The 20,143-nt window shown below is 35.0% G+C and carries 19 protein-coding genes; 7 read left to right on the forward strand and 12 right to left on the reverse strand.

Annotated elements, in window-relative coordinates; translation table 11 throughout:
• Positions 1 to 74 precede the first annotated feature (74 nt).
• The gene (locus UH1x_RS06670; protein WP_482625867.1) at positions 75 to 2,594 is read left to right on the forward strand and encodes a DUF3857 domain-containing protein; all 2,520 of its coding nucleotides are present in this window, start codon (positions 75 to 77) and stop codon (positions 2,592 to 2,594) included.
• A gap of 5 nt (positions 2,595 to 2,599) precedes the next feature.
• On the opposite strand, the gene UH1x_RS06675 is transcribed toward UH1x_RS06670, so the two are convergent.
• From UH1x_RS06675 to tyrS, 4 genes are all read right to left on the reverse strand, one after another.
• Positions 2,600 to 3,049 (reverse strand): hypothetical protein, encoded by a 450-nt coding sequence (locus UH1x_RS06675; protein WP_482625868.1) that lies wholly within the window; start codon positions 3,047 to 3,049, stop codon positions 2,600 to 2,602.
• Between the two features lie 69 nt (positions 3,050 to 3,118).
• On the reverse strand, positions 3,119 to 3,652 hold the full coding sequence (locus UH1x_RS06680; protein WP_482625869.1) for a hypothetical protein: 534 nt from the start codon (positions 3,650 to 3,652) through the stop codon (positions 3,119 to 3,121).
• 78 nt (positions 3,653 to 3,730) lie between these two features.
• Entirely contained in the window at positions 3,731 to 4,114 is a 384-nt protein-coding gene (locus UH1x_RS06685; RefSeq protein ID WP_482625870.1) for a hypothetical protein, read from the reverse strand.
• A 26-nt stretch (positions 4,115 to 4,140) separates the two neighbouring features.
• Positions 4,141 to 5,433, reverse strand: a complete 1,293-nt coding sequence (gene tyrS, locus UH1x_RS06690; protein WP_482625871.1) for a tyrosine--tRNA ligase — start codon at positions 5,431 to 5,433, stop codon at positions 4,141 to 4,143.
• Positions 5,434 to 5,537: 104 nt separating this feature from the next.
• On the opposite strand from tyrS, the gene UH1x_RS06695 reads away from it, so the two are divergent.
• A complete protein-coding gene (locus UH1x_RS06695; protein ID WP_482625872.1) occupies positions 5,538 to 6,542 on the forward strand; it encodes an SDR family oxidoreductase in 1,005 nt (334 codons plus the stop codon).
• On the opposite strand, the gene UH1x_RS06700 is transcribed toward UH1x_RS06695, so the two are convergent.
• The 3 genes from UH1x_RS06700 to UH1x_RS06710 are packed head-to-tail and all read right to left on the reverse strand — an operon-like array spanning position 6,526 to position 9,022.
• Positions 6,526 to 6,957: a DUF4296 domain-containing protein gene (locus UH1x_RS06700; RefSeq protein WP_482625873.1), complete on the reverse strand. Its 432-nt coding sequence runs from the start codon at positions 6,955 to 6,957 to the stop codon at positions 6,526 to 6,528. The genes UH1x_RS06695 and UH1x_RS06700 overlap by 17 nt on opposite strands.
• Positions 6,954 to 8,291: a dihydroorotase gene (locus UH1x_RS06705; RefSeq protein ID WP_482625874.1), complete on the reverse strand. Its 1,338-nt coding sequence runs from the start codon at positions 8,289 to 8,291 to the stop codon at positions 6,954 to 6,956. The genes UH1x_RS06700 and UH1x_RS06705 overlap by 4 nt, the downstream gene beginning before the upstream one ends.
• 2 nt (positions 8,292 to 8,293) lie before the next feature.
• The gene (locus tag UH1x_RS06710; protein WP_482625875.1) at positions 8,294 to 9,022 is read right to left on the reverse strand and encodes a polyprenol monophosphomannose synthase; all 729 of its coding nucleotides are present in this window, start codon (positions 9,020 to 9,022) and stop codon (positions 8,294 to 8,296) included.
• A gap of 134 nt (positions 9,023 to 9,156) precedes the next feature.
• On the opposite strand from UH1x_RS06710, the gene UH1x_RS06715 reads away from it, so the two are divergent.
• From UH1x_RS06715 to UH1x_RS06725, 3 genes are read left to right on the forward strand one after another with little or no spacing between them, the layout of a single operon-like run.
• The gene (locus UH1x_RS06715; protein ID WP_482625876.1) at positions 9,157 to 10,830 is read left to right on the forward strand and encodes an ArnT family glycosyltransferase; all 1,674 of its coding nucleotides are present in this window, start codon (positions 9,157 to 9,159) and stop codon (positions 10,828 to 10,830) included.
• Positions 10,831 to 10,883: 53 nt separating this feature from the next.
• Positions 10,884 to 11,483 carry a DUF4271 domain-containing protein gene (locus UH1x_RS06720; protein ID WP_482626494.1) on the forward strand — a complete coding sequence of 200 codons (600 nt, stop codon included), beginning with the start codon at positions 10,884 to 10,886 and terminating at the stop codon, positions 11,481 to 11,483.
• 8 nt (positions 11,484 to 11,491) lie between these two features.
• Positions 11,492 to 12,235, forward strand: a complete 744-nt coding sequence (locus tag UH1x_RS06725; protein WP_482625877.1) for a uroporphyrinogen-III synthase — start codon at positions 11,492 to 11,494, stop codon at positions 12,233 to 12,235.
• A 57-nt stretch (positions 12,236 to 12,292) separates the two neighbouring features.
• Here UH1x_RS06725 and pckA read toward each other — a convergent pair whose 3' ends face one another.
• The 4 genes from pckA to UH1x_RS06745 form a co-directional block, all read right to left on the reverse strand.
• Positions 12,293 to 13,909: a phosphoenolpyruvate carboxykinase (ATP) gene (gene pckA, locus UH1x_RS06730; RefSeq protein WP_482625878.1), complete on the reverse strand. Its 1,617-nt coding sequence runs from the start codon at positions 13,907 to 13,909 to the stop codon at positions 12,293 to 12,295.
• 257 nt (positions 13,910 to 14,166) lie between these two features.
• Positions 14,167 to 15,294: a glycerate kinase gene (locus UH1x_RS06735; protein ID WP_482625879.1), complete on the reverse strand. Its 1,128-nt coding sequence runs from the start codon at positions 15,292 to 15,294 to the stop codon at positions 14,167 to 14,169.
• Entirely contained in the window at positions 15,295 to 16,761 is a 1,467-nt protein-coding gene (locus UH1x_RS06740) for an SLC13 family permease (protein WP_482625880.1), read from the reverse strand.
• A gap of 61 nt (positions 16,762 to 16,822) precedes the next feature.
• Positions 16,823 to 17,215 (reverse strand): DUF423 domain-containing protein, encoded by a 393-nt coding sequence (locus tag UH1x_RS06745; protein ID WP_482625881.1) that lies wholly within the window; start codon positions 17,213 to 17,215, stop codon positions 16,823 to 16,825.
• Between the two features lie 81 nt (positions 17,216 to 17,296).
• On the opposite strand from UH1x_RS06745, the gene UH1x_RS06750 reads away from it, so the two are divergent.
• Both UH1x_RS06750 and UH1x_RS06755 read left to right on the forward strand, forming a co-directional pair.
• Positions 17,297 to 18,670, forward strand: coding sequence for a saccharopine dehydrogenase family protein (locus UH1x_RS06750; RefSeq protein WP_482625882.1), 1,374 nt, complete (start codon positions 17,297 to 17,299; stop codon positions 18,668 to 18,670).
• A 149-nt stretch (positions 18,671 to 18,819) separates the two neighbouring features.
• Positions 18,820 to 19,290 carry an Lrp/AsnC ligand binding domain-containing protein gene (locus UH1x_RS06755; RefSeq protein ID WP_027065872.1) on the forward strand — a complete coding sequence of 157 codons (471 nt, stop codon included), beginning with the start codon at positions 18,820 to 18,822 and terminating at the stop codon, positions 19,288 to 19,290.
• 55 nt (positions 19,291 to 19,345) lie between these two features.
• Here UH1x_RS06755 and UH1x_RS06760 read toward each other — a convergent pair whose 3' ends face one another.
• Positions 19,346 to 20,041 (reverse strand): zinc metallopeptidase, encoded by a 696-nt coding sequence (locus tag UH1x_RS06760; protein ID WP_396633134.1) that lies wholly within the window; start codon positions 20,039 to 20,041, stop codon positions 19,346 to 19,348.
• Positions 20,042 to 20,143: the final 102 nt, after the last annotated feature.

Raw genomic sequence — 20,143 nt, forward strand, 5'->3', positions numbered from 1 at the left:
ATATACGTTTTAGAAAAGCTACACGTTATTTATCTAAGATATTTCTTACTTATATTTAACGTAAACAAGATTTAATGCGCTTTCATTTTTATATCTATATTTTCTTACTTGCATCTATCTCTATACATGCTCAGCAGATAAAAAAAACTTCAACTCCTAATTGGGTTACTCCTGTATCAATTCCCAATAAGCAAGAAGCTAAAGATGAAGGGGCTTACAAATACCTGTTGTTAGATTATCAAGATAATTTGATTAAAAAAGAGCAATTTGCACACTATGCATTTAAAATTTTTAATAGTGATGGTATTCAGGAAATGTCAGACATTAGCGCATCTTATGACCCAGAATATCAGACAATAGAATTCCATAAGGCACAAGTAATTCGTGATGGTAAGATAATAGATAGATTAGAAAAATCATTTATCAATACGTTTCAAAGAGAAACTAATTTAGAGCGCTCACTTTACGACGGTTCATTAACTTCTGTAATTAACCTTTCTGATATTAGGGTAGGAGACATCATAGAATACTCATATTCTATAAAAGGTTTTAATCCAATAAACGAAGGCAATTATTCTAATATGGTCTATGAGGAATACACCACACCTGTAAACAGAATATATAATAGAATTTTAACTGATTCAAACAACCCCATCACATTTAAAACGCTTAATGGAGCTAATGAACCTAAAATTATAAACACAGCTTTAGGTAAAGAATATACTTGGATAAATAACAGTGATGAATATGTAACTTATGACAGTAACACCCCATATTGGTATAATATTCAAAAACGTATTTCTATTTCTACATTTAATGATTGGAAAAGTGTCGTAAATCTAATGACACCTTATTACCAATTTCCTAAAGAACATTTAAAGAACCCAATTACAATAGATAAAGAGCTAGATTCTAAACAAGATATTATTATCAAGCTTATTAGGTTTGTACAAGATGAAATTCGCTATTTAGGTTTTGAATCTGGTATTGGCGCTTTTAAACCTACTAAACCAGATGTAGTACTAGATCGTAGATATGGGGATTGTAAAGATAAATCTCTATTATTAGCCACATTATTACAAAACCAAGGTGTAAGTTCTTTTCCGATTTTGGTAAATACTAAATCAAGTGAAAATTTAGACAAATACTTACCTAGCCACCTAATGTTTGACCATTGCATTGTCTATTTCGAACATGGTGGTAAAGAATATTTTGTTGACCCTACGATTTCTAACCAAGGAGGTAACCTCTACCATTTAAATACACCCGATTATAAAAACGGACTACTACTAAAAGAGGGCAGTACCTCATTAAAAAAGATACCACACAAAACTAATTCACGTATTAGAATTGTTGAAGATATTATTGTTGATGAAATTGGTGGTAATGCGAAATTTGAAGTTAAAACAGAATATTTTGGTAGTAGGGCAGATAATACAAGAGCATATTTCAAAAACAATAAGGAAGAAAGTATAAATAAAGAATACCTAAATTTCTATAGCAGCTTATACCCTACTATTTCTTCAAATGAAAAAGTGACTTACGTAGATGATTCAAGACCGTGGGAAAATATTTTCACCACAAACGAATACTATGACATTGAAGATTTATGGAGTACAATAGAAAACGACGAAACTATATACTTTGACACCAACTCACTAGTTTTAGACGGATTAATCAGCTACAACAATTCTTTAGAAAGAGAAATGCCGTACAGCGCAGGAACTCCTTTTAGTTTTACACAAACTACACGTATCTTATTACCAGAACCTTGGTCGTTAAATTTGAAAGACATAAAAATAGATAAGGATTATTACAGCTTTTCGAAGACTATTAATCAAACTGGGAACATGATAACCTTAAACTATGAATATGAATTAAAGGAAGATGTTATACCTGCTGCCGATACTAGAGCATTTATAAAAGAACACGACGACCTTAGAGATAAAATAGGATTACAGCTCACTTATGGATCTAATGAATCTCAATCAGGTATTAGTTGGTTATCTATTTTTATCGTGATTACATCTCTATCATTAAGTACATTTTTTGCTTTTATGGTCTATAAAAATTACAATCCTAAAAAGAACGAAAACGCAACATTACCCGGGCAAGAATTTGGAGGTTGGCTAATTTTACCTATGATCGGACTAATGCTTACTCCTTTTGTACTTATCTATACAATTTATCAAAACGGGTATTTTGATAAAACTATTTGGGACGGGTTCGAGTATGCTGGTTATGAAAATGCCAAACAACTTGAAATGTACCTTGGTTTTGAGCTATTCTACAACTTTACCTTATTAGTATTTGCTATTTTAACCATTATCTTGTTTTTACAAAAGCGAACATCGGCCCCTAAAATGATGATTATATTTTATGCTTGTAATTTGGGCATCACCCTAATAGAAAGCTTTCTTATGAATCAATTCGATATTCCCGATCCAACAGCATCATCAGACATTTTTAAAGCTATAATTTCTTCTGCAATTTGGATACCCTATTTTGTAAATTCAGAAAGGGTGAAAAATACTTTTGTGAATACTTATAAGAACAAAGAATCTGAAATTGAAGAATATCAATTAAACATGTAAGCGGTTTAATTCTTTGAAAGCGAATAATCCAAGCCTGGTCCATCGCAAGCCATCCATAGGCTAGAAATCATAGTAGAATTTCTGTATATTAATAGCTCTTTATCATCTCCTGTACAATTACCTACCAATTCATTTCCGGTTTGGTACGTAAGTTCTAAGTAATGATTGAGGTCATTATCATATTCTACAACCTCAAAAGTACCTGTAGCCTCAGTAACTTCTTCATCAACAGTTCTAGATTTTATAAAAGTACCTTCTGGCGAAAAAATATAATATTCTTGCCAATCCATTTCCTCTCCCGTAGTTTCTGAATTTTGAAAACTACCTGACATTTGAACCAATTCCCATTTCTGATCTGAGAACACAAATTGTGTAGACTCTAGCCCAAAGTCATCATCTTCTGCACAAGAGGCAAAAAATACCAAAAATAGAAGCAGCGCAGAATATCTTTTCATAGTAACAAGACTTTTAACTAGTTACAAGATACCCAACTAACAGAATAGTTGCGTTAAGGCATTATTAAATTAAAGCCCTAATATTTTAGCATCTACGAAAAATGTAGAATTTACTTCTAACTCATGGTCCGTACTCATTAATTCATCGGTAACGGTATTCAATCGTAAACTGAACTCATCGCTCTTTATGTACTCCTTTAAATCTGTATCTGAGGTATCTAAAGTGATGACACTACCAGCATCATCTGCTACCTCTTCCAAATAGGCAATTTTAATTTCTTCTAGTCCATCGGCAGAAATATATACTTCTATCGAATTTAAAAAGCTAAAATCCGCACCATCGGGCGATATAATGACCATTTCCAATTCGGTCAACTTAATCTCTTCAATAAGGTCTTTTCTAGTATCGTTGACTTCAAAAGTAGACTCTGAATTCGTCTCTATTTCCGGAGTGAAAACATCAAAAGGTAAATCAATACCTGCAGAAGAAGGTATGGTAGCACGCTGGCTATATTCCATATCAAACTTTGTCAATTCGTCTAACTTATCACATGAAGTAATTAAAGCAAGCAAACAGATTATAAAAATACTCTTCTTGAACATAACGTAGGGGTTTATGCTAACAAACGCTATTCTGTAAGAAATATTTAAAAAACGCTACTTAATTAGGTATAATTATTTCTATCGAGTAAAAACATAAATTACCTCATCATCGGCAATATCAGGGTTGTCTTCAAAAGTAAGTGTAAGTTGCTCTCCTCTAGTTTCAAAAAAGTACACAGATCCATCAGAAAAATTGATTCTATTGGCTTGTCCACCATATAAATGCGCTCCATTTTCCCTAAAAAAAATGTATTCACTTTCATTAGAAACCGTAACCATGGCTCTGCTTGAATCAAAATTAATGGTAGTTAAAGAAAAATCTACATCTTCCTCAAAACTACAATAACATATAACATTTGAAAGAATCCAATCGCCTTCCAAAGCCAAATCATCTATCACCCTATCATCATCGCTACAAGAAACACATAATAAGAGAAGTACCCCTAAAAGTTTAAATTTCATAAAAAGTCTAGTCTTCAAAAAATGATTTAGTTAAATACCAATACGAAATAGTTTTTCTTACCTCTTTGCAACAGCACAAACTTGTCATTTATCAAATCTGCTGAGGTAATTAAAAAGTCATCTTTTACTTTTTCTTTATTTACTGAAATGGAGTTTTGCTTCAACTCTCTTCTTGCTTCGCCATTAGAACCCAAAAAGTTAGTTTTAGCTGCCAGTGCACCGATCATATCTAAACCGTCTGTTAATTCTGATTTTGAAAGTTCTGCTTGTGGTACACCATCAAAAATTTCTAAGAATGTTTTTTCATTCAATCCTTTTAAATCAGACGCTGTAGACTTACCGAACAGAATTTGACTAGCTTTTACCGCATTGTCCAAATCTTCTTGCGAGTGCACCATCACCGTAATCTCGTCTGCCAATCTCTTTTGTAGTAATCTTAAGTGCGGAGCTTCTGTATGTTCTTTTATTAAATCTTCAATTTCTTGCTGACCTAAATAGGTAAAGATCTTGATGTATTTATTAGCATCATCATCTGATGTATTCAACCAATATTGGTAAAATTTATATGGCGATGTTCTTTCTGCATCCAACCAAACGTTACCGCCTTCTGTTTTTCCGAATTTAGTACCATCTGCCTTGGTAATTAACGGGCACGTAAGTGAATACCCTTTACCACCGGCTATTCTTCTAATTAATTCTGTACCCGTGGTAATATTGCCCCACTGATCACTACCGCCCATTTGAAGGCTACAATTATGTTCTCTGTACAAGTGAAGAAAATCATACCCTTGAACTAATTGATAGGTAAATTCCGTAAATGACATACCTTCTTTCGCTTCTGATGAAAGGCGCTTTTTTACAGAGTCTTTAGACATCATGTAGTTTACCGTAATATGCTTACCTACGTCTCTTATAAATTCTAGAAAAGAGAAGTCTTTCATCCAATCATAATTATTGACCAAAACCGCAGCATTATCCTCATTTCCAGAAAAATCTAAAAAACGTGATAATTGTTCTTTTAAAGCATTCTGATTATGACGAAGTGTTTTCTCATCAAGCAAATTACGTTCTGCAGATTTGCCAGAAGGATCACCGATCATACCCGTAGCACCACCTATTAAAGCATAAGGTTTGTGACCTGCCAATTGAAAATGACGAAGCATCATTACCCCTACCAAGTGCCCTATATGTAAAGAATCTGCCGTTGGATCTATACCCACATATGCAGACTGCATGCCTTCTAATAAATGTTCTTCTGTTCCTGGCATTGCATCATGCAACATTCCTCGCCATTGTAACTCCTTGACAAAATTTGTCATGTCTTCCTGAATTTTAATTGAATTGCAAATATAAATGGAATTCTTGCCAGTACACAGTAGATTAAAGCATGAATTTATCCACTTGTATTCCCTAAATTTGAAATATGATATTAGTTACAGGAGGCACAGGGTTGGTGGGGTCGCATTTGCTACTGAAATTATCAATGGATCATGAAAAAGTTTACGCCTTATACAGAACTAAAGACAAGTTAGCTCAGGTACAGAAAATCTTTTCCTATTATTCTGATAACGCTACCGCTCTTTTCAATAAAATTGATTGGGTACATGGTGATATTTTAGATATCCCATCTTTAGAAAATGCCATCAAAGGTATTACCCATGTATACCATTGCGCCGCTTACATTTCCTTTAACCCGTCTGATTTTAAAAAACTGGAACGTATTAACCGTGAAGGAACTGCCAATATTGTAAATATCTGCATTGCAAAAGGCGTCAAAAAAATATGCCATGTAAGTACCATTGGCGCTATAGGAAGAACCTTGAATGGCGAATTAGCAGATGAAGATTCTGAATGGACACGCCAACATGCCAACCCGTACGCCATTACAAAGCACCTTGCCGAAATGGAAGTGTGGCGTGGCGCACAAGAAGAACTAGAAGTTGTAATCGTAAACCCGGGGGTTATTCTTGGACCAGGGTTTTGGAATAGCGGTAGTGGCTCATTTTTTAAAACCGCCGCAAAAGGTTATAAATATTACCCACCTGGCGGATCAGGATTTATAACCATAAACGATGTCACTAATATTATGATCGCACTTATGAATTCTGATATTCATAATGAACGATTTATTCTGGTAGCTGAAAACTTGACCTATAAACAAATATTGGAAAAGATAGCTTTGGCAATGGACAAAAAACCCCCTACCAAGGCATTGAAATTTTGGCAATTAAAAATTGGTAAGATTGCAGATAAAATTAGAAATATACTCACGGAAAACCCTAGAACTATTACTAAAAATACAATTCACGGACTAAAACACCCAACAGTATTCAACAATGAAAAAATCAAGAACGCTTTGGGTATGGAGTTTGAAAGTTTGGACGATCAAATAAAATTTTCATCCAAACTATTTATTTCTGAAGGTTAGAGGATAGGGAATCTTTCTTTTTAATATCGATATCCTTTTTAGATTTCTCTGCAGCACTTAGACTATCCCTAACTTTTTTTTCTTCTTCTAATTGTAAGCGTTGCTCTTCTAAGTCAGATTCTACCTTTTTGTACATATTTTCATATCGTAAAGGTTTTGATGCATAGTACCTGTCGCTATCTACAAACTGTGCACTATCAATTTCAAATTTCGCAAATATGAAAGACGTTGGTTCTACTCCGTTTTCACGTAACTTACTTAGATTGGTAGCTTTTGCGGCATTAACAATAGCCATTTCTTTGATAATCAATACCATTTTATCTTCCGGTATTAAATTATCGGGCTTTTCTATTAATTCTTCAGCACAGGACGAAACCAATAATAGTGCTACCGTTAAAAGGAATAATTGCTTCATGGTCTATTAAATGTTAGCCTTTTTGCATTTCGCTTTTCAGAAAACTGTCCGTTACTGTACCCTAAATGTCCGTTTATAAAAGTATGCACAATCTTAGATGAAAACGTAGTATCCTCAAAAGGAGACCATTTACATTTATACGCGATATTTTCTTTAGTAACTGTCCAAGGGCTGTTTAAATCAGCTACTACTAAATCTGCATAATAGCCCTCACGAATATATCCGCGCTTTTTAATTTGAAATAGTATTGCGGGATTATGACACATTTTCTGTACCATTTTCTCTAGGGTAATCCTTCCTTCTTTAACCTTTTCCAACATCGCATTTAATGCATGTTGCACTAATGGCCCTCCCGAAGGTGCCTTTGTATACACATTATTTTTTTCCTCCAATAAATGCGGGGCGTGATCAGTTGCTATTACATCTATTCTATCGTCTAACAGAGCATCCCATAACATATCTCTATCCTTGGCTGTTTTCACCGCTGGGTTCCATTTTATCAACGTTCCTTTATTTGCATAGTCGGCATCAGAAAACCAAAGGTGATGTATACATACTTCTGCAGTAATTTTCTTTTGTTCCAGAGGAATATCATTACGGAATAGATCTGTTTCTTTTCCGGTGGATAAATGAAACACATGTAACCTTGCACCTGTTTTTTTAGCTAAAGCAATTGCCCTTGATGAAGAAAGATAACATGCCTCTTCGCTTCTAATAACAGGATGCATTGCAACAGGAATATCATCACCGTACTCTGCCTTATACTTCTCCATGTTTTTACGAATGGTAGTTTCATCTTCACAGTGTGCAGAGATGACCATTTCAGTATTGCTAAAAATACTCTCTATAACTTTTTCATCATCCACCAACATATTACCTGTAGATGAACCTAAAAACAATTTGATACCTGAACAGGCATTTTTATCCAATTTTTTTAGTTCCTCAAGATTATCATTGGTACCACCAAATAAAAAAGAATAATTGGCAAATGCAGAATTCGCTGCAGTTGCGAATTTTTCTTCTAATTTTTCTATTGTAGTCGTTTGTGGCGTTGTATTGGGTTGCTCCATAAAGGTGGTAATACCACCTGCAAGTGCCGCCCTACTTTCTGTTGCAATTGTTCCTTTGTGGGTAAGGCCCGGCTCCCTAAAATGCACTTGATCATCTATAATGCCTGGGAATATATGTTTGCCAGAAACATCAATTACTTCAGCATCTGGATCAGATATGTCTTTTTCTATTTTCGCTATTAAATCATCAATAATGAGAATATCACTTTCTTGTGCTATTCCCTCATTAACAATTATTCCGTTTTTCAATAAAATCTTACCCATAATTAAAACTTATTTTTCAAAAATAGACTTCTCATTTTCATTACAAACACACCCCAAATAGCCTCACTTATAATTGAGGAACTCATTTTTGATTTCCCTAGTACTCGATCTCTAAAAATAATAGAAACTTCTTCAATTTTAAAATGTTTTAAGTATGCCCTAAACTTCATTTCTATTTGAAATGCATAGCCTACAAAACGAACCGAATCTAAATCTATAGCTTCTAACACTTGTCTTTTGTAACATACAAAACCAGCTGTAGGATCATCTACCCGCATACCGGTAATGAGCTTTACATATACAGATGCACCGTATGACAACAACACTCTATGCAGTGGCCAATTTACAACGTTTACACCTTTTTTATATCTAGAACCTACAGCCAAATCAGCACCGTTCTCACAAGCTTTCAATAGTCGCAATAGGTCTGATGGCGTATGGGAAAAATCGGCATCCATTTCAAAAATATAATCATAACCTTTGGCTATTGCCCATTTAAAACCATGAATATATGCAGTACCTAATCCTGATTTTTCCAATCTGGTCTCTAAAAATAATTTACCCTTGAACTCTTCTTGAAGTCCGCGAACACAGTCCCCGGTTTTGTCCGGTGAATTGTCATCTACTATAAGCACATGAAAATCTTTTGGCAAGACAAATACAGCTCTAATTATAGCCTCTACATTCTCAATTTCATTATACGTAGGTATGATTACAATACTACTGGACATATGTTATTTATAGGTGTTTTGACAAAAGTAAGGTTTTAATAATCGTTTAAAATAGGCAACAATAGCTTTATGAAATTTTTAAAGTAGGTAGCTCCCCTTAAATTTGTAATTTTGCCATTTAGTAACCTATGCAAATGTTGACTAAAATTCCAAAGCAGTTTTATTTTTTTTTAGCTGCCATATTCATTTTAAATCTTATTCAATCTAGTTTTACGCAACTCATTTTTGACGAGGCCTATTACTGGTACTACAGCCAGAACATGGCTTGGGGCTATTTTGACCATCCACCAATGGTGGCGGTTTTAGTGAAAATAAGTAGCTTCTTTTTTAATGGGGAACTGGGTGTGCGTTTTATGAGCTGCGTGCTATCTGCCATCAATATTATTCTCCTTTGGTTATTGATAGACAACCCTAAGAAGAACGACTATATTAAACATTTCTTTGTGTTGGTTTTTTCAATGACCCTGCTTAACGCCTATGGTTTTTTCACCTTACCAGACACACCGCTATTATTTTTTACCAGTTGCTTTTTGCTCACTTACAAGCATTTTATAAAAAAGCCAACCGCAGTTCTAGCTATACTTTTGGGCATATTCATGGCTGCATTGATGTATAGTAAATACCATGCAGTGCTGGTCATATTTTTTGTCTTATTATCCAACCTTAAACTTACTACGAACAAATACGCCTGGCTTGCCGTTATTATTGCGTTATGCTGTTATGCCCCGCATTTTTATTGGCTATACGAGAACGACTTTGTATCTATTAAATATCATTTATATGAACGCCCCAACGGCGCATATCGATTTGAAAAATACACCTTAGGCTTCTTCGTGAATTTGGTTGCTATTTTTGGTCTGACTTTTCCGTTTATATATAAAGCGTTGTTTAAAACGAAAGGAAACGACCTCTTCAACAAGGCGCTTATCTATCTTACTTACGGTGTACTGATTTTCTTTTTCGTTTCTAGTTTTAACAGAAGGGTTCAAACACAATGGATTATTATCGTTTGCATTCCATTGGTGATTATCGCATTCAACTACATGCTACAAAACAAGCAAGCCTTAACCTGGATTTATAGATTAGGACTTATCAATACGGTTCTAATTATTTATTTAAGAATGGGTCTTGCTTACCAGCCTCTACTTTTTAACTTCTATTACGAAAGTCATGGTAATAAAGAATGGGCAAAGGCTATTGAAGAGGAAGTTGGTGATATACCTGTGGTATTTGAAAACTCCTACAGGAATGCGCCAATGTATTCTTTTTATACAGACGGGACAGCTACTTTCTCTTTGAACAATTTCATGTATCGAAAAAACCAATATTCCATTGATGATTCTGAGGAACAAGTTCGCGGCAAGGATGTAGCTTATGTTTCCAAATATTTAAATAACCCTACTTTTACTTACACTAGAGAAGATGGTGGTTTGTACAAAGGCAAATATATTGACAACTTTCAGTCTTACCGAAAACTAGACTGTATTGTTGAGGACACCCCTTTTGATTTAAATTCTGAAGAAAGTATAGATTTAAAAATCTACAATCCATATCAAAAAGATATAGACCTTAAAAAGCTGAAATTTGCAATTACATATATGGATGACTACAAAAGTCCTGTAGAAACCCTGCAAATGACTCCAGAATCTATGCAAACGGGAATTATAGCCTTAAAACAACAAGACACCACTAATTTTATATTTCAATTACCTAAAACAAAAAAGGAAAACATTGGTTACTTTAGAGTAGTTATTTCTGAGAACGACCTACTATATGGTTTAAACGGAAAAGCAATTCCTGTTAAATAATGGAACCTATTGCAAGAACTTTTGAGCAAACGGATTGGATTACCATAACACTTATGGTAAGTCTGCTGTTTCCCTTAATTGCCAAAAGTATCTATTATCCACGTTTTTTAAACTTCATAATCCTTCCTTTCAACAACAAGTACATTACCATGTACACAAAGAAAGAAAAGCTGTTTAATTGGTTTCATTTTCTAATGAGCGTGTTTCAAATCATAAATTCAACCTTATTTATTTTTTTTATTTGGCGTTCGTACCTAAATCCTACAGAAGCAAAAAATCCTTACATTTTCCCATTATTACTTGCAGGTGTTTTCCTATTTATCACTGCGAAAACAATGGCGCAATTATTTAACGGGTTTATCTTTAATTCTTACAGCACTTTTAATGAGTTGATTTTTAAGAAATTAACCTACCTAAATTATGCAGGTTTTGTTCTTTTCATTGCAAATATATTTTTAGCATATGTTTTGATCGACTCGCAAATCGTAATTATTATTGCACTAATTCTATTTTTAGTAATCAATATAATTGGTTGGGTTACAGTCTTAAGGAATTACCAAAAATTTATTAGCAGCTATTTTTTCTATTTTATTTTGTACCTTTGCGCACTCGAAATTGCACCCTTAGTTATTATGGGAAGCTTTCTAAAATAGTGCAGCATATGAAAGTAAAAACGATTTTGGTCTCGCAACCTGAGCCGAAAATGGAAAACTCCCCCTATTCCAAGCTTATAGACAAAGAGAAAGTAAAGGTTGATTTTAGACCGTTCATACATGTAGAAGGAGTTGACGCAAAAACCGTGCGTCAGCAAAAGATAGATCTGAATGATTTTACTGCTATTATCTTAACAAGTAGAAACGCAGTAGATCATTTCTTTAGAATTGCAGACGAAATGCGTTTTAAGGTGCCAGATTCCATGAAATACTTCTGCCAATCTGAAGCGGTAGCCTATTACCTTCAAAAATACGTGGTCTATAGAAAACGTAAGATTTACGTAGGAAAAAGATTATTCACGGATTTAGTACCATTGATTAAGAAATATAAGGATGAAAAATTCTTACTTCCTTCTTCAGATGTACTTAAACAAGACGTTCCCGATACTTTAGATTCTCTAAACATTAATTGGAAAAGAGCTATTTTTTACAAAACTGTTATTAGCGATCTTTCTGATTTACGCAATGTATACTATGACATTTTAGTATTCTTTAGTCCGTCTGGGATTGAATCTTTATTACAGAATTTTCCAGATTTCGATCAAAAGGAAACTAGAATTGCCGTATTCGGTAACTCTACAGTAGATGCTGCAACCGATGCCGGTTTACGTATAGACATTAAAGCACCAACACCTGAAACACCTTCTATGACCATGGCGTTACAGAAGTATATAATAAGTGTAAATAAATAGAACGCTTAAAATATTTGATATAAAAAAAGCCTTGCATTGCAAGGCTTTTTTATTGTTTTAAAATGCGTACCGCTGTGGTCCGCCCCTTCTTATTTCTTCACTGGCATAACTTTCAAATTTTTTGAAGTTTTCCCTAAAGGCATTTGTCAATTTAAATGCAGTGTTATAATATTTCTCATCATTGTTCCAAGTTGCTCTTGGACTTAATACCGATGTTGGTACACCAGGACATTCTCTTGGTTGCGCCACACCGAATACAGAATGAATATGGTACTTATCATAAGAATACAAACCTAACTCACCACTTAGGGCAGCAGATATCATAGCTCTAGTATACTTTAATTTCATTCTTGTACCAATACCGTAAGGTCCGCCTGTCCAACCTGTATTCACAAGCCATACATCTACACCGGATTCTTTCATTTTCTTGCTCAACATTTCAGCATACTTTGTTGGGTGTAATGGCATAAAAGGTGCGCCAAAACAAGCTGAAAATGATGGTACAGGCTCTACAACACCTGCTTCTGTACCCGCAACTTTAGCCGTGTAACCAGAAATAAAGTGATATGCAGCCTGGCTAGGTGTAAGCTTAGATATTGGAGGCAGTACACCAAAAGCATCTGCAGTTAAAAAGAAAATATTCTTTACATTCTTACCAATAGATGGTTGCTGAATGTTATCTATATGATGAATTGGATAACTAACCCTTGTATTTTGTGTAATTGAAGTATCGGCAAAATCAACATTGCCTTTATCATCTAGCACTACATTTTCAAGTATTGCACCTGGTTTGATAGCTCCGTAAATTTCCGGTTCTTGCTCTTCAGATAAGTTAATCACCTTTGCATAACATCCACCTTCAAAATTGAAAACGGTATTTCTACTTGTCCAACCATGCTCATCATCTCCTATTAATTTTCTATTGGGATCTGTTGATAAAGTTGTTTTTCCTGTTCCAGATAATCCAAAAAATATTGCCGTATCTCCATCTTCACCAACATTTGACGAACAGTGCATTGGCAATGTTTCCTTATAAACTGGTAGAATAAAGTTTAAGGCTGAGAAAATACCTTTTTTGATTTCTCCGGTATATCCTGTTCCACCAATCAATGCAATTTTATCAGTGAAATTCAAGATTGCAAAATTGTGTTGTCTTGTTCCATCTAATTCTGCATCTGCCATAAAACCAGGTGCGTTGATAACGGTCCACTCTGGCGTAAAATCCTCTAATTCTGCTTCTGTAGGACGTAAAAACATATTATAGGCAAACATATTAGACCAAGGATATTCATTGATCACACGTATATTTAACTTATAATCTTCGTCTGCACAAGCGTAACTATCCCTAACAAAAAGTTCTTTTTCGTTTAAATAGCTAATCACCTTAGTATATAAGGCATCAAACTTTTCCTTTTCAAATGGAATATTGATATCTCCCCACCAAATTTTATCTTTTGTTATATCGTCCTTGACAATATATCTATCTTTAGGGGATCTACCTGTAAATTCACCAGTATTCACAGCAAGTGTACCGTTGCTGGTTTCAACTCCCATATCCATTTCTAGAGTGGCTTTTTGGAGGTTTTCCGGTGTTTCCTGATAATGAAAATTGGCGTGTGTAATCCCATAGTTTTTTAGGGATATGGTATGCGCATTTGTCGTTGAGCTTTTCATGCTTTAGAAAATTTGTTCGTGTAAAACTAAAAAAATAAAAGCTGAACCACTGATTTTCAGAGCTCAATTAGCGCCATTTCTCGTCGAAATACGAATTCAATCAAAGAATCGCTATAAACAAAAAATATTCGCAGACACTTTATTCCTTTTAATACACATTATAAGGAGATAACGCGTTTTAAATACATTATTGCTATTTAGGACTTAAAATTTTAAGAAATAAATAAAAAAAGTGGTCTTTTTTTGATACCCAATTTTCACTTTTCAGAGAAATATTCAGCTGTTTTTGCAGTTAAAAGCAGGGCTGCGTGCTTCATATTATACTCCAAATCTTTATGCTCGTCTTGAATATCAAAAACATCAAATACACCAATTTCTTTTAACTGGTCCTTTGAGATTTCTAACATTCCACATATGGCAATTACAGGAATATTATATTCTTTACCCAACCCTATAACGCCTTGCAATAATTTACTATTCAAATTTTGCGCATCAATTTTGCCTTCACCGGTAATTATATAATCAAAATTCTCCTTATCCAAAATCTCCCTTAAACCAGACAATCCTAAAATAAAGTCCATAGCGCTCAAGAATTCCGCATTTAAAAAAGTTTTCAACCCAAAAGCGGCACCTCCTGCTGCACCAGCACCAGGTACATTATTTAGAAATACGTTATACTTATCTGAAACTACCCTATTCAATCTTATTAAACCCTTATTCAATTCTGCTATAACCTCATCTGTAGCGCCTTTGTATTTTGCATATACATAAGCTGCTCCATTTTCACCAAATAATGGATTAATTACATCATGAACCGTATAGAACTTCACTTGCTTTAGTTTATCAGACACACGTGAATCATCAATAGACCTTATTAATTGTAAACTTGAGCCAATAGGAGGAAGCAATACTCCATTTTCATTTAAAAAATCAAAACCTAAAGCATGTGCTATGCCAATACCACCATCATTGGTAGCACTTGCACCAAGCCCTATATAAATATGCTTTACCCCTTTTTCAACAGCATCTTTAATTTCAATACCGGTACCATACGTAGTGGTCAACATAGGGTTACGTTCATCAAAAGGCAATAAATCAACACCCGATGCATTGGCGAGCTCTATGTAAGCCGAATTATCCTCTTTGTTATATAAATAATAGGATCGTATAGGTTCTCTTAACGGATTCTCACTTATTACCTCAACCGAAATACATGGTTTATAATTGGCAATGACTTTCAAGAAACCTTCTCCGCCATCTGTTGCTTTAATAAAACGGGAAGAAAAAGGCACACCAGCTTTCTTCATACCATCAACAAAGGCATTAGTAAATGATTCACTTGTTAAAGAACCATCAAATTTATCAGGAATAAGTAATAGCTTCATTTATTTGAATTTCTGGGGGAAACTATTTATTGAAATTTCCCACAACTCTGGGAGTACAAAATATACGAAAAAGGTCAATATAATGATAGAAATAATATTCATAAAGAATCCTTTGCCCACCATATCTGGAATTCTGAGGTAACCCGAACCAAAAACCACTGCATTTGGAGGTGTAGCAACCGGTAACATAAAAGCACACGATGCCGCAACCGCAGCACCCACCATTAATACAAACGGATGCACATCTATTGTTAACGCCATAGGGGCTAATACTGGTAACAACATTGCCGTGGTTGCCAGGTTGGATGTAATTTCAGTTAGAAAATTCACCGCTGCTATCAATACTAAAATCAGAATTATTATAGGTAACCCTGATAACGATGTCATTTGACTACCAATCCATACCGCCAATCCGCTAACTTCAAATCCTTTTGCCAATGCCATACCGCCACCGAACAAAAGAATGATACCCCACGGCATTTTTACGGCTTCTTCCCAATTAATGAGTTGCTCTCCTTTCTTCTTTGAAGGAATCAAGAATAACACAATTGAAAAAAATATGGCTATGATAGTATCATCTAAGCCCGGTAATATCTTTTGCAATAAAAACGAGCGCGTGATCCAACAGAATGCAGTCAAAGCAAATACAAAAGCCACTACCTTCTCTTCATATGAAATTTTACCAAGATTGGATAGTAAACGTTTAATCTCTTGCTTACCTCCAGGAAATGATTTCTGCTTAAAGCTAAAAGCAAACTGTGTCAAATACTTCCAACAAATGAAAATCAGAATAATTGAAATGGGCAAACCAAAGGCAAACCATTGCATAAAGGTAATTTCATAACCATAAGTATCTAAAACCACACCTGCCAAAACTAGGTTTGGCGGTGTGCCTATAAGCGTAGCCACACCACCTATAGAAGCACTGTAAGCTATTGCCAACATTAGCGCCTTACCAAAGGTCTTATTTTCATCTTCTACCGTATCTGGGTTATCTTGTAACTGTTTTATAATCGCTAAACCTATAGGAAGCATCATTACCGAAGTAGCCGTATTGGAAATCCACATGGATAAAAAAGCAGTTGCCAACATAAAACCCAGAATAATCTTTCTAACATCTGAACCAATGAGGTTGATAATATTCAAGGCTATTCTTCTATGGAGATTCCATTTTTCTATGGCGATGGCAATGATGAACCCGCCCATATAGAGAAATACATATTTATGCCCGAAAGAACCTGATGTAGATGACAAATCCAATCCGCCAGAAAGCGGAAATAGCACCAATGGTAACAATGCCGTTACGGCTATTGGTATTGCTTCGGTAATCCACCATATGGCGATCCAAATGGTAGATGCCAAGACTGCATTTGCCTGTATGGAAAGTCCTTCTGGATGAAAAAAGGAAAGAATCAATATAAAAGAAAGAGGACCCAAGACTAGTCCTAGTAATTTTGTTTTAGTCATGAAAAAGCCATTGATATGTTGAAAATAAGCTATTTAGTCACTCAAACAACGTATTCACCAGCTATTTTACAAATTTTGATTTCATTACACCATAGCCCATAAGTGCCCAAGCGGCAATTAAAAACAATCCACCGATAGGTGTAATGATGCCGATAACTTTAAAATCAAATGCTACCAATGAATTTAACGACAGTAGATAAATAGAAAAAGAAAATAAAACGATACCAATTACCGTACATATATAAATGACCTTTTTAGACTTTACATATTCCAAAGGCAACAACCCAAGTACAAACAAGAAAAAGGCATGGTACATTTGATACCTAACTCCCGTCTCAAAAGTGGCTACAGATTGTGCATCTACCAAATTTTTTAACCCATGTGCACCAAAAGCACCAAGAACAACTGCCAACATTCCAAATAGACACGCAGTACCTAAAATTGTTTTTTTCATAACTTTTATAATAACTTTTTTTATAAATGTAACAATTTGATACCTTAGTAAATCGTTACCAATCAAAAATACTGAAATCGTATGATGCGAAAAATTCTTGTTATAGGCGCAGGTAAATCTACTTCCTATTTGTTGGATTACCTTTTAGGAAAAGCGGAAGTAGAAAAATTAGAAGTCACCATTGGCGACATCAATCCTGCTGCAATTCCATCATCGATTGCACAACATCCTTCTTGCACCGTCATTGCCCTTGATATATTCGAAGAAAACGCAAGAAAAAAAGCGATAGATAATTCAGACATCGTTATTTCTATGCTTCCCGCTCGCTTTCATATTAAGGTTGCAGAAGATTGTGTTCATCTTAAAAAACACTTGGTGACAGCATCATACGTTAGTCAAGAATTATTGGCGCTTAACAAAAAGGTAGAGGAAGAGGGACTCGTATTTATGAATGAAATAGGATTAGATCCCGGTTTAGATCACATGAGCGCCATGCAAGTAATTGACCGCATAAGAGATAAAGGTGGTAAAATAATCCTGTTCGAATCTTTCTGTGGTGGCTTGGTAGCCCCGGAACACGATAACAACCTTTGGAACTACAAATTTACCTGGAACCCCAGAAACGTAGTTCTTGCAGGGCAAGGCGGAACTGCCAAGTTCATTCAAGAGGGCACTTATAAATACATACCTTACCACCGATTATTTAGGCGTACGGAATTTTTTGAAATTGAAGGATATGGTCGTTTTGAAGGATACGCTAATCGCGATTCGTTAAACTACAGAGAGGCTTATAAATTACAAGATGCACTAACTATTTACAGAGGTACTATGCGCCGTGTCGGCTTTTCCAAAGCATGGAATATGTTCATTCAATTAGGAGCAACCGACGATACATTTACTATAGAAAACTCTGAAAAAATGAGTTATCGCGAATTCATCAATCTTTTTCTTCCTTACTCACCTACCGATTCTGTCGAACTAAAACTTAGACATTACCTGAAATTGGATCAAGATGATATCCGTTGGGATAAATTAGTGGAACTAAATCTTTTTGATAACAATAAAATCATTGGAATACCAAATGCCACACCTGCTCAAGCTCTTCAAAAAATATTAGAAGATAGCTGGACACTTCAGCCAGAAGAAAAAGATATGATTGTCATGTATCATAAATTTGGTTATGAATTAAACGGAGAAAAGAAACAAATAGATTCTAAACTTGTAGTTACGGGCGAAAACCAAACGTTTACGGCAATGGCAAAAACCGTGGGTTTACCAGTAGCCATGGCAGCTTTAAAAATATTGAATGGCGATATAACTACACCAGGTGTACAGATACCTATTACTAAAGAAGTGTACGAACCTATATTGAAGGAACTTGAGGATTACGGAGTCAATTTCATGGAATATGATATACCTTATTTAGGTTATAATCCAAATTCTGTAGTCAACTAACACTTTTTAACTATCATTTTGAAACCAAATAAGTACATTTATGTTTTAAACCCTCATTATGGGTTCAATTACCCAAGGCTTGCCTTGAAATTATAAATTAATTAGCATACCTCGACCCTTTACAATTGAGGTAATTGATTTGAGAAAACATGAAAACACCTACTTCTTTGGCTAAAATTGACGGAATCGATAAAAAAATCTTACGATTTTTAATGGAAGACGCCCGTAAACCAGTGCTTGAAATTGCGAGAAGTATTGGAATATCCGGCGCAGCTATACATCAACGTTTAAGAAAACTAGAAGCATCAGGACTTTTATCTGGTTCTAAATTTATTGTCAATCCCAAGTCATTAGGCTATACTACCATGGCATATATCGGTATCTACCTAGATAAAGCGATGAGCAACCCAATGGCCGTAAAACAATTAGAGAAAATTCCAGAAGTATTGGAATGCCACTATACCACGGGGAATTGGTCTATTTTAATTAAAGTGTTGTGTAGAGATAATGAGCATTTAATGCAGGTGCTTAACAAAGAAATACAAGCCATAGAAGGGGTTTCAAGAACAGAAACGTTTATTTCTTTGGCCCAACAAATAGATAGACAAATAAGTATATAAAAAAAAGCCTTCCCAATTGGGAAGGCTTTTTTATATATCAAATATTAGTTTTAGCTTAATCTCTACCACCAAAAACCTGAAGTCCCCAGTATACCAAAGTTGCCAATGAACCAATTGCAGCAACTAAATACGTACGTGCAGCCCATTTCAGTGCATCTTCAGAACCTTTATATTCTTCTGGTGTCACTATATTTTTGTTTTTTAACCATGCCAATGCTCTATTACTAGCATCATATTCAACCGGAAGGGTTACAAAACTGAACAACGTTGCCATACCCATCATTATTAAACCAGCGACAGCAACCCAATATCCAAATCCCACACCGGCTGCGGCACCTAATGCCAAACCACCGAATACGACCCACATAGACATACTGGATGTTACACTAACTATAGGCACTAATTTTGAACGCATACCCAACCACTCGTAAGCTTCTGCATGTTGTACAGCGTGACCTACTTCGTGCGCAGAAACTGCCGCGGCAGCTGCATTTCTTTGATTGTATACTCCTTCACTTAAATTTACCGTTTTGTTAGCAGGGTTATAGTGATCCGTAAGCATACCAGGCGTAGAAACCACCTTTACATCTCTAATACCATGATCCGCCAACATCTTTTCAGCTATCTCCGCACCACTCATTCCATTTTGCAAATGCACCTTAGAATAATGCTTGAACTTACTCTTTAATTTACTACTAACTAACCAGCTGACCAAAGCAATTGCCCCAATCAGTATATAATATCCCATCATAACATTTCAATTTTTAAATCGATTAAATATACTAAAGATTCCCACTTTTTTAAGAATCTAGTGATATAAAAGCAAAAACCCCGCCAAATTCCTTTCGGATAT

The organism is Maribacter sp. UH1, assembly GCF_056839145.1.

Coding starts and splice junctions, on each gene's coding strand:
- UH1x_RS06715 (WP_482625876.1), top strand. CDS start 9,157: ATGTTGACTAAAATTCCAAAGCAGTTTTATTTTTTTTTAGCTGCCATA.
- pckA (WP_482625878.1), bottom strand. CDS start 13,909: ATGAAAAGCTCAACGACAAATGCGCATACCATATCCCTAAAAAACTAT.
- UH1x_RS06685 (WP_482625870.1), bottom strand. CDS start 4,114: ATGAAATTTAAACTTTTAGGGGTACTTCTCTTATTATGTGTTTCTTGT.
- UH1x_RS06710 (WP_482625875.1), bottom strand. CDS start 9,022: ATGTCCAGTAGTATTGTAATCATACCTACGTATAATGAAATTGAGAAT.
- UH1x_RS06745 (WP_482625881.1), bottom strand. CDS start 17,215: ATGAAAAAAACAATTTTAGGTACTGCGTGTCTATTTGGAATGTTGGCA.
- UH1x_RS06680 (WP_482625869.1), bottom strand. CDS start 3,652: ATGTTCAAGAAGAGTATTTTTATAATCTGTTTGCTTGCTTTAATTACT.
- UH1x_RS06760 (WP_396633134.1), bottom strand. CDS start 20,041: ATGATGGGATATTATATACTGATTGGGGCAATTGCTTTGGTCAGCTGG.
- UH1x_RS06735 (WP_482625879.1), bottom strand. CDS start 15,294: ATGAAGCTATTACTTATTCCTGATAAATTTGATGGTTCTTTAACAAGT.
- UH1x_RS06720 (WP_482626494.1), top strand. CDS start 10,884: ATGGTAAGTCTGCTGTTTCCCTTAATTGCCAAAAGTATCTATTATCCA.
- UH1x_RS06705 (WP_482625874.1), bottom strand. CDS start 8,291: ATGGGTAAGATTTTATTGAAAAACGGAATAATTGTTAATGAGGGAATA.
- tyrS (WP_482625871.1), bottom strand. CDS start 5,433: ATGACAAATTTTGTCAAGGAGTTACAATGGCGAGGAATGTTGCATGAT.
- UH1x_RS06700 (WP_482625873.1), bottom strand. CDS start 6,957: ATGAAGCAATTATTCCTTTTAACGGTAGCACTATTATTGGTTTCGTCC.
- UH1x_RS06755 (WP_027065872.1), top strand. CDS start 18,820: ATGAAAACACCTACTTCTTTGGCTAAAATTGACGGAATCGATAAAAAA.
- UH1x_RS06725 (WP_482625877.1), top strand. CDS start 11,492: ATGAAAGTAAAAACGATTTTGGTCTCGCAACCTGAGCCGAAAATGGAA.
- UH1x_RS06675 (WP_482625868.1), bottom strand. CDS start 3,049: ATGAAAAGATATTCTGCGCTGCTTCTATTTTTGGTATTTTTTGCCTCT.
- UH1x_RS06740 (WP_482625880.1), bottom strand. CDS start 16,761: ATGACTAAAACAAAATTACTAGGACTAGTCTTGGGTCCTCTTTCTTTT.
- UH1x_RS06670 (WP_482625867.1), top strand. CDS start 75: ATGCGCTTTCATTTTTATATCTATATTTTCTTACTTGCATCTATCTCT.
- UH1x_RS06750 (WP_482625882.1), top strand. CDS start 17,297: ATGATGCGAAAAATTCTTGTTATAGGCGCAGGTAAATCTACTTCCTAT.
- UH1x_RS06695 (WP_482625872.1), top strand. CDS start 5,538: ATGATATTAGTTACAGGAGGCACAGGGTTGGTGGGGTCGCATTTGCTA.